Annotated in this window: 10 protein-coding genes; 2 read left to right on the forward strand and 8 right to left on the reverse strand. The window is 39.4% G+C overall.

Translation table 11 applies throughout. The features are described 5' to 3' along the window. Positions 1–2 precede the first annotated feature (2 nt). The 3 genes from LKM37_08700 to LKM37_08710 all read right to left on the reverse strand — a co-directional run bounded on the left by LKM37_08700 (position 3) and on the right by LKM37_08710 (position 3,113). Entirely contained in the window at positions 3–338 is a 336-nt protein-coding gene (locus LKM37_08700; protein ID MCI1721063.1) for a helix-turn-helix domain-containing protein, read from the reverse strand. Between the two features lie 65 nt (positions 339–403). Continuing rightward, complete coding sequence (locus LKM37_08705; GenBank protein MCI1721064.1) at positions 404–1,915, reverse strand: hypothetical protein; 1,512 nt, start codon at positions 1,913–1,915, stop codon at positions 404–406. A 40-nt stretch (positions 1,916–1,955) separates the two neighbouring features. Beyond that, entirely contained in the window at positions 1,956–3,113 is a 1,158-nt protein-coding gene (locus LKM37_08710) for a hypothetical protein (GenBank protein ID MCI1721065.1), read from the reverse strand. Between the two features lie 180 nt (positions 3,114–3,293). On the opposite strand from LKM37_08710, the gene LKM37_08715 reads away from it, so the two are divergent. Next, the gene (locus LKM37_08715) at positions 3,294–4,598 is read left to right on the forward strand and encodes a HAMP domain-containing histidine kinase (GenBank protein ID MCI1721066.1); all 1,305 of its coding nucleotides are present in this window, start codon (positions 3,294–3,296) and stop codon (positions 4,596–4,598) included. 4 nt (positions 4,599–4,602) lie between these two features. Then, positions 4,603–5,268, forward strand: a complete 666-nt coding sequence (locus tag LKM37_08720; protein ID MCI1721067.1) for a response regulator transcription factor — start codon at positions 4,603–4,605, stop codon at positions 5,266–5,268. 331 nt (positions 5,269–5,599) lie between these two features. On the opposite strand, the gene LKM37_08725 is transcribed toward LKM37_08720, so the two are convergent. From LKM37_08725 to argS, 5 genes are all read right to left on the reverse strand, one after another. Continuing rightward, positions 5,600–7,735 (reverse strand): RNA-binding transcriptional accessory protein, encoded by a 2,136-nt coding sequence (locus LKM37_08725; GenBank protein ID MCI1721068.1) that lies wholly within the window; start codon positions 7,733–7,735, stop codon positions 5,600–5,602. Positions 7,736–7,859: 124 nt separating this feature from the next. After that, a complete protein-coding gene (locus LKM37_08730) occupies positions 7,860–9,581 on the reverse strand; it encodes a chloride channel protein (protein MCI1721069.1) in 1,722 nt (573 codons plus the stop codon). Positions 9,582–9,656: 75 nt separating this feature from the next. Further along, entirely contained in the window at positions 9,657–10,562 is a 906-nt protein-coding gene (locus LKM37_08735; protein MCI1721070.1) for a hypothetical protein, read from the reverse strand. 69 nt (positions 10,563–10,631) lie between these two features. Beyond that, on the reverse strand, positions 10,632–12,425 hold the full coding sequence (locus tag LKM37_08740; protein MCI1721071.1) for a YgiQ family radical SAM protein: 1,794 nt from the start codon (positions 12,423–12,425) through the stop codon (positions 10,632–10,634). A gap of 17 nt (positions 12,426–12,442) precedes the next feature. Continuing rightward, on the reverse strand, positions 12,443–14,251 hold the full coding sequence (gene argS / locus LKM37_08745; GenBank protein ID MCI1721072.1) for an arginine--tRNA ligase: 1,809 nt from the start codon (positions 14,249–14,251) through the stop codon (positions 12,443–12,445). Positions 14,252–14,341: the final 90 nt, after the last annotated feature.

Here is a 14,341-nt window from a genome sequence, read left to right on the forward strand (position 1 = left end):
TTTTATTTCTTACGGCCACGCTGCCTTTCATAAGACGCATTAGAATCCATAAGCTCATCAATGCTTTGATACTCAGGCTTTGAGAAAAGATTTGACAAGTTCTCAGTTTCATCTAAAATAATAGACAACATTGCAAGACTGCGCAAGGATATTTCTCCTTTTGATTCAAAAAGTCTGTAAGTAGAGAGCGGCATTCCGGCCTTTGCGGCCAACAGTTTCTGTGTCCAATTGCGGCCAAGCCTTCTGCTGCGCACATTAGCTGCAACAGCTTTCATCAGCGAGCTTGGAGTATTATCTATAAGAGATAATATATTAGCGTTTTTATTGATTTTTGGCATGTAAATACTATTATATTAGCTCTACAAAGATAACATTTTTCTGCATTACGGATAACAGTTGACGTCTAAAAATTTCCAGGCATATAATCTTTCTTGTAGAAATATTTATACAATTCCCTACCATAAATATATGCGGATTTATACCTATCAATAATCTGCTGTAAATCAAAGTGAGGATTACCAGATAAATCACTGGCCGGAGCTGATTTCAAAAGTTTGATATAATCATTACTGCGTTCTACGGTCTGTACGGAGAAGGGGACTTTTGAAGCACCTAAGTCTCTATAAATATCCTTATAATCTTGCAGTTTTCTTAGTTCATCCTCCCAAAATGCTGAATTAACAGCTTTCTCATCTACATAATAATTAACATCGTCAGCCATAGTAAATCTACGTTTACCGGCATTCGCTAAAACAGGATTTTCAAAATATACATACGTTTCTGTTCTCAATTTATTTGCAAATGGTTTGGCATATGAATTAGGCTCAAGGCAATAACATGATGAACTATCAGAAGTGTTATCCGGTTTAATCCAAGACAACTTTTGTGAGACAGATTGAGTATAAATCTTATCACCTACTTTATCATAGTTAACTTCCAAAGTATATGGTGTCACTAATACCCATGGTTTTCCTGTGTCATGAACATATGTTGAAAAACGGTCTTCTACATTTCTCAAGACCACTTTCAAAGGCATTCCCTCATCACTCATGTAAATTTCTCCGGCGCCATTTAATTTAGTCTTTTTAGGAAAGGTTCCAAACTTATTGATAAACCCAATAACATAAATTTTTCTCCCGTTTTTTTCCTCTATCTGTTTAATACTATAATTAAAATTATCCAACTGAGATTTATTGAGTGGTGAATATAATTCAATTGAACGTTTTCTGTTAAGAAGGGAAATATCAAACAGATTTGCGTAAGAATTTTCTAAATTTTTTAGTACATGGCCTGACTTAAGATGCTTTGGTCTAATATTCTCACTTTGAATGCGATTTGTATTAGGATCATAGCTATAGCTAACATAAGAATCCATGGCGTAAAATCCGCCCATTCCGTTCTCATCATCCCAAACCAGTTTTGGAGCCCTATCAGTGAAATGTAAAAATTCCCATATACCAGCACTACAGTACATTTGCCTATATGTATTTCCACTCAGAACAAATCTGAATATTTTTGCAAAGGCCACATAATTCTCTGCATAATTTGCGGCAAAATAATATTCACACTTCTTAACTAACTCTTTAATACTGGCTTGCGGCATCACTACAATCCCCTGGAGATCTATTGTTTTAGGAGTTACAGTTAATATTTTAGACCTCTTTAACTCCCCAAATGTAATACGCAGTGGTTCAAAAAAATAAGAATTTAAAGTCAGAAGAGTACTGTCTGGCATTGTTACACTATTAATGTCAATGTTGCCATCGGAATCGCTAGATAGATATTTGGTTGCAGACCCGTTTACAAATGCAATATAGGGCAAATTTTCACCAGTAGTCACTCGCACGGCAACGGTCTGAGCTATTGTGCATTGACATAATAAAACAATAAGCGATAAGACAATTATCCTTTTCATAATTATAAATTTAAAAAATATTTATTAGAATCATTTATTTCTATAAACTAAATTTCACAAATACATATTGCTTTGTGGCAACATCCGTCTCCACATAACCATAGTAGCAATTATTATATTTGCCAATGATTTCCAATGGTTTATCCATGAGTACATCTCCTATCATGTTTTCATTTTCATAGATCTGCAACTTCCATTTGCCGTTATCTAAATGGCAAGTTCTAAATATCATACTTCCGTCTGCATATAATCTATCGTAATAACCATATTTTTCTCTCTGGGCATCAAAACCAACTTCATATTCTTCAAATGTTTTTGTTTCCGGATAAAGACATTTAATATTATCGTCACCGTATCCAATATTGTATAATAATCTGCCACTCTTGTTCATAACATATATGAGAGGATCTGCGGCAAAAGAAACATAAACTTTATTCCCTACAACAGCAAAGTCGTAAGTTGAAAAAATTGGAATATTAGAATTTTGATACACGGGAGGATAGTGCCCAAATATGCGTCTTGTTTCACCTATATTGCTCATTTTAAATGAAATAAAGATATAGGAATCTTTCCAAAATTTCTTGGCATCATCATCAATGTTATATCCATTGTAAGCAAAATGTTCAGTTATTGCAGGTATGAACAAAGTATCATTTACACACTTCATGTCTTTAACCGCGAAATTATACTCGTACATTTCCGGTGCCTCCGGATTGGGAGTTATCAGCAATTTGTTAATAGATTCAACGACATCCGAAGATTCTGTCTCTAACAATAAAAACCATGGGTATTGATATTGGTATTTAATGTGAAAATTAGAATCGTACAAGAAAAAGAATGCGCTTTGCGTCATCACCGCGATATCACCATTTTTATTGACCGCTGAAATAATCGCCGGTTCAGGAATATTATCAGGGCTATTGCCATCTTTTATTACTACACCCACATACCTGCCGTCGCAATTGTATGCTCTTACAGGCGTCAAATACTTGTCAAACAATAAAATAGAAGAGCCATCCATTTGCCAGCTTCCATCAAATGACGTTCCGCTGCCATCCAAAACTAATTTCTTAAAATTAATAGAGTTAATCACGACAGATTTAGTTCCTTTGTGACTTAATGAATCCAGATTATATTTTCCAGCCATAAATGATGGGGAAAACAAAATGACACAAATCACTAATAATATTTTTTTCATACAAAATATATTTACGTTTAACGGATTGGACACTAATGCTTTTTCATTAGAATTTTTCACAAAATTATTTTAAGGTATAGTAAAGTATCATCAATTAATCCTCAATTCATCTTATTGAAAATTAAATGCTTTCATAAGATTTTTTTTAAATACATTTGTTACAGAATAACTCTAAAAAAAATGAAAGGTTACTTTAAAATAACGTTCATACTCGCTGCTCTCCTAATCATATTTCTTCAAGTGATTCTATTGCTGAATATTTGCAGGTCTATAGAAAGCCAACTATATACCAGCGTAGATGAGAGTTTTAGCGCGGCTGTAAAAGATGAGTTGGTTCACAGAGTGGAAACTATTCATATTCCATCCGGGACTATATTGGCTGTATCCCCGGAAAACACTATGATGCAGGATGAAGTCTACCTGGGATATAACGATTTTGCGGATAAAAACAACAGTCAAATTAATTTGGATTCATTAAAATATTTCTTTAGTACACAATTGAAAAACAGAGAGATTCGCAATTTGTCTTTTAAGATAATAGCTGTAAACACAGATACCATATACTATAAATCAGTACTTGCATTTAAAGAGGATGAAAGCTTCCAAAAGATTAGCTATCGTGAGCTAAAGACACATATTATTCCAACTAAATCAAATTTTACTCAAGGAATACAAGCCATTATATCAAACCCTTACAAAGCCGTACTTGAAAAAATGTGGATGCTGCTGATAGCATCATTTGTAATAATTGTTTTTGTAATTTATTGTCTTGCGAGGTTGTCATACCTGCTTAACAGAATGAAAGCGATATCTGATATGAGGCAGGACTACACACATGGGATGATTCATGATATGAGGAATCCACTCTCCTCTATTGGTTTTGCAGGAGAAGACCTTAATAACATTCAGGAAATCAAGAACAATCCGGATGCTCAAGATGATGTGCGGATTATAAATAAAGAGAGTTCCATTCTTTCCGAGATGTGCAAAAAGATTTTAGTAATTTCAAAATTGGAGAGAAGGAAATTGCAATTCAAAATGGCCAATATTGACTTGGAAAAATTGTTTGGGGCCATTACAGACAAATACATGGCCATGTCACTGAAAAAAGTTGATTTTGAGATAGATGCTCAATGCAAATCATTGCTTGCGGATGAATCTTTTGTGAATGAAATGCTATGCAATCTTGTAGATAATTCCATTAAATATTCCGGCAATACCGTTAACATAAAACTCTCATCTGTTTTAAAGGGGGATATTACAGAAATCACAGTATTAGACAATGGAAATGGAATTGACGAGAAAAACAAAAAGGGTTTGTTTGATAAGTTTGAGCGGGGCAAAAACGCAAGCAGTGCAGACGGTTACGGGATTGGGCTAAATTATGTATACCAGCTGATGAAGGCCATGAACGGTTATACAGAAATAAAAAGCAAACCGGGAGACTGGACTGAAGTTACACTAGGTTTTCCAAATAACAGATAATAAGATGATTAAACTATTATTTATTGATGATGACAAGGACCTTTGCGCACTTATTAAAAGAGTCATGGGGAAAAGCGGAGAGTACGAAATTGAGTGCGCTTTCAACGGAGCAGAGGGCATTAACGCATTACGCAATTATCGTCCAGACATAGTAGTTACAGATGTGGAGATGGAGAAGATGGATGGAATTTCTATGGTAAGAAAAATCAGGGAGAATGGCAGCACAATCCCTATTATTGTCCTGACAGGCAGGATGGATGAGACAGAACTTTGCGGCGCGGACGTTTATTTAGAGAAGCCTTTCACAAGGGAAAAACTTGATATCAATATTAAAAATCTTTTACAAAGCAAAGGATTCGGAGTAGCAGAACACATTTACAAACTGGGCAAATACACGTTCAACAGCGGCAAATATCTGATTAGCAGCACTGACGGAGATATTGATTTACAGCAAATGGAGAGCAGGCTTCTGGAAATGCTATGCAAAGAGGCAGGAAATTATGTTTTAAAAAATGAGATTCTGGGTACATTGTGGCCATGCTGTGAAAAAGAAAATGCAGCGCATAACCTTGATGTTCAGATGGGTAAAATAAAGGAACTGTTTTCCAAAGAGGATAGAATTCAATTCATCACAAAAAAGGGCGTTGGGATAATGCTTAAAATCAAATGAAGCTGCAAAGATTGCATGCTCGCTCTGCTCGCATGCAGAGCATTCCGCCACAAAGCGGCGTAATGCCTTGTGGTTCACGCGGCTATCGCCGCGGAGATGCACGCTCCCTCCGGTCGCGGGCCTGCGGCCTAAGGTACAATCTAGCACGACTTTCTGGGTGGTGGTATTATATAGCTCTCATATTCAACATATTGCAAGATAAGGGGTCCGAAATTCGAGACCCCTACCTGTGTAATTAATTGGATTACTGGTATTTAACTATATACCACCTTTCACCATCTAGTCGCGGGCCTGCGGACTGGGGATGGTGTGGCTTGAGTTTGCGAGCGGATTACTGCAGCAGTTTCAGCTGGATGCGGCCGCGCTGCAAATCTACGCCAATGACGCGGACTTTTACATTCTGGTGTAGCTTAAGGACTTCCGTTGGAGATTTGATAAAATGATCCGCCATATTGGAGATATGGATAAGACCGTTTTGTTTGATGCCTATGTCCACAAATGCTCCAAAGTTTGTGATATTGGTAACAATTCCCGGCAGCTCCATTCCCTCTTTAACATCCTCAATTGTAGATATTTCCTGAGAGAACTCAAATTCTTTTGCACTCTCGCGCGGGTCACGTCCCGGCTTCAAAAGTTCCTGAATAATATCCTTAAGAGTTGGAAGACCAACCGCATCGCTAACGTATTTATTTATGTCAATGGCATTTACCTTTGCAGGATTAGAAATCAGTTCTTGCAAAGGAACGTTCATATCGCCGGCCATCTGCGCAACAAGAGCATATCTCTCCGGGTGTACCGCCGTATTATCCAGCTCATTAGAAGCTCCCGGAATACGCAGGAATCCGGCCGCCTGCTCAAACACTTTAGCGCCAAGACGCTTAACTTTAAGAAGCTGCCGTCGGGAGCTAAAAGGACCATTCTCATTTCTGTAATCCACTATATTCTGGGCAATTGCAGGGCCTACGCCGGAAACATAAGAGAGCAGATGTTTGCTGGCGGTATTAAGATTTACCCCGACGCTGTTCACGCAGCTCTCTACTACATCATCCAGCTTTTCCTTCAAAAGAGTCTGGTCCACATCATGCTGATACTGACCTATTCCCAAAGATTTTGGATCTATCTTTACAAGTTCCGCAAGAGGGTCCATAAGCCGCCTCCCGATAGATACTGCACCACGTACCGTAACATCATACTCAGGAAATTCCTCACGGGCGGTAGCTGATGCTGAATAAATTGAAGCGCCGTCTTCGCTGACAGAGAAGACTTTAACGGGATGAGAAAAACTCAGCCGCTTAATGAAAGCTTCCGTCTCACGCGCCGCAGTTCCATTGCCAATTGCAATAACTTCAATTTTATATTTATCTACAAGTTCCGTCACTTTCTTCATTGCATCTATCTTCTGATTCACAGGAGGATGCGGGAAAATTACATCATGGGCAAGCAACCTGCCCTGAGCATCCAGACATACAACTTTGCAACCGGTTCTAAAACCCGGGTCAAGAGCCAATGTTGCCTTCTGGCCAACAGGAGGAGCAAGCAGCAGCTGACGCAAATTCTCCCCAAAAACTTTTACAGAATCCAAATCTGCCTTCTCTTTTGCAATATGCAGCGCCTCATTTTCAATTGACGGATGGAGCAATCTTTTATAGGCGTCATCCTCCGCAATCTCAAATTGTTCATACAGCTGATGGGAAGTACAACGCTTTCCGTTAAACAAATGATGTGAAATTATTTTCTTGGAAAGGTTCTCATCCACAAGCACTTTTGCAGAGAGCACGCCCTCATCTGCGGCACGCAAAATTGCAAGCACCCTGTGAGAAGGCATGCGGGCAATATCCCCGCTAAAGTCAAAATAATTCTCATAATTAGCCCCCTCTTCCTCTTTGCCCTTTACAACTTTAGCTTTTATAATTCCGCTCTTGCAATAATATTTTCTTAGCTCCTGACGGATATCCTTTGACTCTGAAATATTCTCAGCTATAATGTCTCTTGCACCCTGCAAAGCAGCCTCCGCATCAGGCACCTTATCATTCACAAAACCTTCTGCAAATTTCTGAGGTTCAGACAAATCAAAAGACATCATTTTTACAGCAAGAGGCTCCAGCCCATTCTCTTTTGCAACACTAGCGCGGGTCTTCCTCTTTGGTCTGAAGGGCAAATAAATGTCCTCCAATTCCTGAGGGTCTATGCAATTTTCTATCTGCTTCTGCAGCTCCGGAGTCATCTTCTCCTGCTCCGTAATGCTCTTGATTACCGCCTCTTTGCGCTTGTCCAGATCATTAAATTTTTCCCAGTCAAACTTCACCTCCGCAACCTGCACATCATCCAAAGAACCTGTCTTCTCTTTCCTATATCTGCTGATAAAAGGAACCGTTGCGCCCTCCTCCAAAAGTTCTACACAATTCTCTATTTGCCAAGGTTTTACAGCAAGCTTGCCTGCGATACTTTCTACGTACAGTTTATTCATTTGAAAAAAATTTGATAAGAATCTTTAAACTTTATTACTTAAAAGTTGTAGCAAGATAATAAAAAAAACGCCCCCTTAAAAAGAGAGCATAAATGACAAAAAACATCATTACGATAATGATTCCTTAATCGTGCGATACTTGCTGCAGCTGATTTCTGTAAGCCGAGAAAATATTTGATTTTGAGACAAATCCAAGATAGCGGTCCTCTTTGTCCAACACAGGAAGATTCCATGCTCCGGTGATTTCAAACTTTTTCATGACGGAGTCCATGCGGTCATCTTCATAGACATAATCCTGAGCCGGTTTCATGTAAGTATAGACATGCTCTGTTGGATATTTGTTTTTATCAAACATATCAGCCTTTACATCATCCAGAGAGACAATGCCTTGCAACACACCAAGACGGTCAACCACTGGGAAAAGATTTCTCTTGGAATCTGCTATGACCTCCACAAATTCTCCAAGACTCTCATTCATATTCACTACTGAAAAATCTTTCTCAATCAGCTCGCTCGTCTTAAGAAGAGTTAGTACTGCCTGATCACTATCGTGAGTCAAAAGATATCCCTGCTTTGCAATACGCTTTGTATATATTGAATAAGGCTCAAATAGTCTAATTGTTGCATAAGACATTGCAGCTGTAATAATCAGCGGCATCAGCAATGTATAACCACCTGTAATTTCGGCAATTAGAACAATCGCCGTCATTGGCGCCTGCATAACTCCAGCCATAAGCCCCGCCATTCCCACCAGCACAAAATTTGTCTCAGGAATAGAGAGCCCGCTAAGATTGCAAAACCTTGCAACTGCAAATCCAAGAATACCGCCCATAAACAGGGTTGGTCCAAAAGTTCCTCCCACTCCGCCACCTGCATTTGTGAAAGTCATGGAGAAAACTTTAAGGAAAAATACTGCCATAAAAAATGCCGGAACAATCCACGGCTTTACAAAAAAGCCGCTGAAGTAGGTAGTCCCGATAGCTGCTAAATCCTTATCATTCAGAAGCGCAGAAAGACAGCCGTAACCCTCTCCGTAAAGCGGAGGCAAGAAAAAGATTAATACTCCAAGACCCAGGGAACATACAAACCATCTTCCAAAAGGATGGACAATTTTATGAATTTTATCCTCCATGAACAGAGTAATTCTCGTAAAATACAAAGATGCAAATCCACAAAGAATTCCAAATAAAACATAAAATGGAATATTTGCCATGCGGAAAGCTGAGAGCGTTGTCGCAAAAGTAACATCGCTGCCGTTCAAGACATAAGCAACCGTAGTAGCTGTAATTGAGGACATTACCAATGGCAGGATGGATGTCATGGACATATTGAAAAGCAATATTTCCAATGTAAACAGCACACCCGCCATAGGCGCCTTAAAAATTCCGGCAATTGCACCGGCAGCACCGCACCCTAAAAGGAGCGTTATGTTTTTATATGAAAGTCCTATTTTTCTTCCAACATTAGAACCAATGGCGGCACCGGTATAAACAATTGGAGCCTCAGCTCCTACAGAACCTCCAAAACCAATTGTCAGTGCGCTGGTTACGATAGAAGACCATGTATTGTGAGGTTTAATTTTAGATTCATTTCTGGAAATTGCAAGCAACACCTTTGTAACTCCGTGGCTGATATTGTCCTTAATTACGTAGTGCACAATCAGATACGCAAGCAACATTCCAATTCCGGGGTACAAGAAAAACAAAATGCCGGAAGAAGGGTTCTTAAACCATCCAACCAGCAAATGTTGTACTAACTTTATTAACTCCTTAAGAATAACTGCCGCAAGTCCGCTTCCCAATCCAACTACAAAAGCCAGCAAAAGAATCTCCCTTTGCTCCGGCATCCTGTTGAGCCACAGGATTATCCGGCTAGAAATTTTATGGGTTAAACGGTTGAGCATTACATCTCTCAAAAGTTTTTATTCATCGGCATCTGCGTCATCATCCGCATCGCCCATATTCTCAGTATCATTATCAGGGAAAGTCTCTCCCTCAGCCGGTCCGTCAGACTCTGCGCCTGCGGCATCAGGAAACAAACCATTCTGAGCATCATCATAATCATCAATCTTCACCACCATTTTAATCAGATACACAGCATCTTGAGTCTCCATTGAAATTGCGTAGAATGATGAGCCGTCAGGTTTGTCAACCTTAAATAAATCGGCCATATAATCTGCATAGCCTTTTGGATATTTCTCCCTGAATGCCTCCTGAAGATCCGCATTCATATTGGAATAACTAACAACCAGCCTCTTCTTTTTACTAATGGATGCAGGAACTCCCACATTCTTAGGTCTTTCCGTAGTCATCATAACAGGGCTCGCCTGCTGCTTATCAACGGAAACAGGTCTGATTTTTATTGTTGTTCTCTTTGCAATATCTTGTTTTGCAGAAGATTGTGCCACATTCTTAACCTCTTTCTTTATCTCCTTTTTAATCCCGACAGGTTTGGGTGCGGCAACCTTATTCTCAATTTTTTTAGGCTGCGCTTTCTCCGCTTTTTTAGGTTGAACCTTTACAACTTTCTGTGGCTGAGACTTAACAGCTTTTTTAGACTGGACTTTTTTTGCTTTTTTAGGCTGAACTTTGGCCACCTTTTTGGGTTGTGCTTTTACAACTTTCTTAGGCTGAACTTTCACCGCCTTCTTGGGTTGAGTCTTAGCCGTCTTTTTGGGCTGAACTTTTGCCGCTTTTTTTGGCTGAGCCTTTACCACTTTCTTAGGCTGTTTTTTGACCGCCTTTTTTGGCTGAACTTTTGCAACCTTTTTCTTAACAACCACTTTTGTCTTTGGTGTAACCTTCTTCTTATTAACTGATTTAGTCATTGCTAAAAACGTGTTTTCTATTTCTCATGCAATTATACAGCAAATTTTCTAATAACAAAAAAAATTAAGTTATTTCTTAAAAAAATAGGATTTCTGTTCCTTTTTCCGCTGTGGATTTTTCTCCACGGGTATTGGTCTGAAAGTCCTTGTATCCAGACCTGTATAATATGAAACAGAACTGCGCGTCATGGGGGTAGGAGTGAAGTCCTGCACCTGGTCCATATAGACTCCGCGCAAACATTTATTATGTGCAAGTGCCTGCATATCAGCCATTGTACAACCCGGATGAGATGAAATAAAATAAGGTACAAGCTGCAAATGCATATCTCTCTTGCGGTTATGGAGGTCAAACTCCTCCCTTAATCTCTCAAATAATTTAAATGAAGGTTTCCCCATTTGCTTAAGCACCTCATCTTCCGTATGTTCAGGAGCAACCTTTAATCTGCCGCTGGTATGTTTTTCCATCAGCTCATAGAAATAATCACGACAGGTATTATCATAGAATCCTTTTTCTGAAAGGAATAAATCATATCGTATTCCGCTCCCGATGTATGAATGTTTAATTCCCGGCAAAGCATCAATCTTATGATAAAGTTCCAAAAGACTCTTATGGGAATTATTTAGATTTGAGCATATTACAGGGAAAAGGCAAGATTTTCTGCGGCACTTTTCACATAATGTTTTATCCTTGCCGCCCATCCTGTACATATTTGCAGTTGGCCCCCCTACATCTGAAATATTCCCAGCAAAACCTGGCAACGCTTTAACTTTTTCAATCTCTCTCAAGATAGAATCACAACTTCTGCTCTGTATAAATTTCCCCTGGTGCGCAGCAATAGTGCAAAAGCTGCAACCGCCAAAACATCCTCTATGTATGTTAATTGAGAACTTAATCATCTCATACGCCGGAATCATTTTCCCCTTATAGCGCGGATGCGGAAGCCGCGTATATGGCAAATCGTGATAAGAATCCAGCTCCTCCTCCGCCGGCATATCAAAAGGAACATTTACATAAACATATCCTCCGCCGCATGGTTCGGCAATTCTCCTTGGATTCTTTATATTAGCCTGAAGCTCAATCTCATTGAAGTTTTCTATAAAAGCCCTTTTGCTCTTAACACACTCATCAAAAGAGTGCAGCAAAACTACGTCATCAGATTTTTTGGGCGCCTCCTTGCTAAAATATGCAATCTGCTTAAGGCTCTCTCTGTCATCAGAAAAATTCTCTTTTTCTCCCGACAGACTATCTTCCTTTTTCTTGTGATTTTTATTTCTCAGGTAATCAGCAATTTCCACAATCGCCTTCTCCCCCATTCCATAAATCAGAAAATCAGCTTTGCTGTCCAGCAAGATAGAAGGCATGAGTTTATCCTGCCAGTAATCATAGTGCGCAAGACGCCTTAAAGAGGCCTCAATTCCGCCTATAACTACGGGGACATCCGGATACAATTTTTTAAGAATAAGGGAATATGTCTTAACTGCGTAATCTGGTCTGAATGAAGCAGCTCCGTTGGGAGTATAAGCATCATTGCTGCGCAATCTTTTTGCCGCAGTATAGTGATTCACCATAGAATCCATCGCCCCGGAAGTAATTGCAAAAAAGAGGCGCGGAACCCCCATCTTTTTAAAATCCCGCAAATCATCTCTCCAGTTTGGTTGCGGAACTACGGCAACTCTGTAGCCGTTATGCTCTAACACTCTTGCGATTACAGCTGCTCCAAAAGCAGGATGATCTACATAGGCATCACCTGAAAACAGAACAATATCTACATTCTGCCACCCAAGTTTGAGCATTTCATCCTTTGTAGTTGGAAGAAATGGTGAAACATGATTTCTTTTAATGTATTGTTGATTATTGTCCATTAAAAAAGAGATTCAAGTTACATCCTCTCCGGAAGTTCAATTCCTAAAATGCCCATCCCCTTTACAAGCACTTTTGCAATCACAGATGCAATTGCCAGTCTTTCCGCTCTAACGCTCTGATTCTCTTCCTTTAAAATAGAGTAATCATGATAGTATTGATTGAACTCTTTGGCTAAATCATAGCAGTAATTTGCAACAACCGCAGGAGATTTCTGGTCTCCGGCCTCTTTGATTTTCTCAGGGAAAGAGTTTAAAAGTTTTATCAGCTCTATCTCTTTTGGAAGCAAAGATTCGGCTTTTATATCAGGAGCGTATTGCATCTCCTCAGCCTTGCGCAAAATTGATTTTATTCTTGCATGAGTATACTGAATGAAAGGGCCTGTATTACCATTAAAATCAATGGATTCCTTAGGATTGAACAGCATTGTCTTTCGCGGATCCACTTTTATTATAAAGTACTTAAGAGCGCCCAGGCCAAGCATCTCAAATAATTTATTCTGCTCCTCTTTTGACAGTCCCTCCAGCTTGCCCAGTTCCTGTGAATTTTCCTTTGCAGTATTAAACATCTCATCTATCAAATCATCTGCATCCACAACCGTCCCCTCCCTGGATTTCATCTTCCCCTCAGGCAGCTCAACCATTCCATAAGACATGTGATAAATAGAGTCCGCCCAGCCAAATCCAAGCTTTTTAAGAATAAGCTTAAGAACCTGGAAATGATAGTTTTGCTCATCGCCGACAACATATATCATCTGGTCAAAATGATACTTGTCAAATCTCTCTTCCGCAGTACCTAAATCCTGTGTCATATAGACGGAAGTTCCATCTCCCCTTAGCAAAAGTTTCTGGTCCAGTCCGTCCTTTTCCAAGTTGCACCAAACGGAACCATCGGGATGTTTCTCAAAAATTCCTTTCTCCAAACCTCCCATCACAAGCTTTTTACCAAGTTTGTAAGTATCTGATTCATAATAAATGATATCAAAACTAATCCCCATCCTCTTGTAGGTTTCATCAAATCCTTTGTAAACCCAGCCGTTCATTGTCCTCCACAAATCCACAACTTCTTTATCTCCGGCCTCCCATTTGCGCAGCATTGCCTGAGCCTCATGCTGTATAGGAGCCTCTCTCTCAGCCTCTTTCTGACGCTCTTTCTCTTTGTCCGGATCACTGCACGGAGTCCCTTTTGCTAAAATCTCCTCCGCCTGTTTCTTAAGAATATTGTTAAATGCGACATAATAATTCCCCACAAAATGGTCTCCCTTAATCCCTGTAGAGGAAGGAGTTGCGCCATTCGCCTCTCTCTTCCATGCAATCATGGATTTGCAAATATGAATGCCTCTGTCATTTACAATATTTGTCTTAACAACTTTATTCCCATTAGCTTCCATCAATTTAGAAACTGACCAGCCAAGAAGATTGTTTCTGATATGTCCAAGATGCAAAGGCTTGTTCGTATTTGGAGAGGAGAACTCAACCATAACTGTCTTTCCTGTTGGAGGCAGCTGCCCAAAATCTTTTGCGCCATAAATTTCCGCAAACTCTTTCAGCCAGAATTCATCTGAGAATTTTAGGTTTAAAAATCCTTTTACAACGTTGTAAGATTTTATCTCAGGACAATTGGTTTTCAGCCAATTGCCAATTTCCTCAGCAGTTGCCTCGGGAGATTTTTTGCTCACCCTTAATAGAGGAAAAGTTACAAGCGTAAGGTCACCTTCAAACTCTTTTTTTGTCGCCTGAGGCTGTAATAATTTACTGTCGGGAACTGCATTGTACAAAGCCTTCACCGCCCCGGCCGCCTTCTGTGAAATAAAAATATCTGGATTCATGCGCACTTCTATATTTATGTAATTTTCTATCAATCAATGTATTTATTCAAATATTCGCGTTGCAGGAATATTCTTCTGTTATGCCTGCTC

The sequence above is a fragment of the Bacteroidales bacterium genome, assembly GCA_022647615.1.
GTDB lineage: Bacteria > Bacteroidota > Bacteroidia > Bacteroidales > UBA932 > Egerieousia.

Bases quoted from the DNA above. Each gene is read 5' to 3' on its own strand.
- argS (MCI1721072.1), bottom strand. From the start codon at position 14,251: ATGAATCCAGATATTTTTATTTCACAGAAGGCGGCCGGGGCGGTGAAG.
- LKM37_08740 (MCI1721071.1), bottom strand. From the start codon at position 12,425: ATGGACAATAATCAACAATACATTAAAAGAAATCATGTTTCACCATTT.
- LKM37_08700 (MCI1721063.1), bottom strand. From the start codon at position 338: ATGCCAAAAATCAATAAAAACGCTAATATATTATCTCTTATAGATAAT.
- LKM37_08735 (MCI1721070.1), bottom strand. From the start codon at position 10,562: ATGACTAAATCAGTTAATAAGAAGAAGGTTACACCAAAGACAAAAGTG.
- LKM37_08715 (MCI1721066.1), top strand. From the start codon at position 3,294: ATGAAAGGTTACTTTAAAATAACGTTCATACTCGCTGCTCTCCTAATC.
- LKM37_08710 (MCI1721065.1), bottom strand. From the start codon at position 3,113: ATGAAAAAAATATTATTAGTGATTTGTGTCATTTTGTTTTCCCCATCA.
- LKM37_08720 (MCI1721067.1), top strand. From the start codon at position 4,603: ATGATTAAACTATTATTTATTGATGATGACAAGGACCTTTGCGCACTT.
- LKM37_08705 (MCI1721064.1), bottom strand. From the start codon at position 1,915: ATGAAAAGGATAATTGTCTTATCGCTTATTGTTTTATTATGTCAATGC.
- LKM37_08725 (MCI1721068.1), bottom strand. From the start codon at position 7,735: ATGAATAAACTGTACGTAGAAAGTATCGCAGGCAAGCTTGCTGTAAAA.
- LKM37_08730 (MCI1721069.1), bottom strand. From the start codon at position 9,581: ATGCCGGAGCAAAGGGAGATTCTTTTGCTGGCTTTTGTAGTTGGATTG.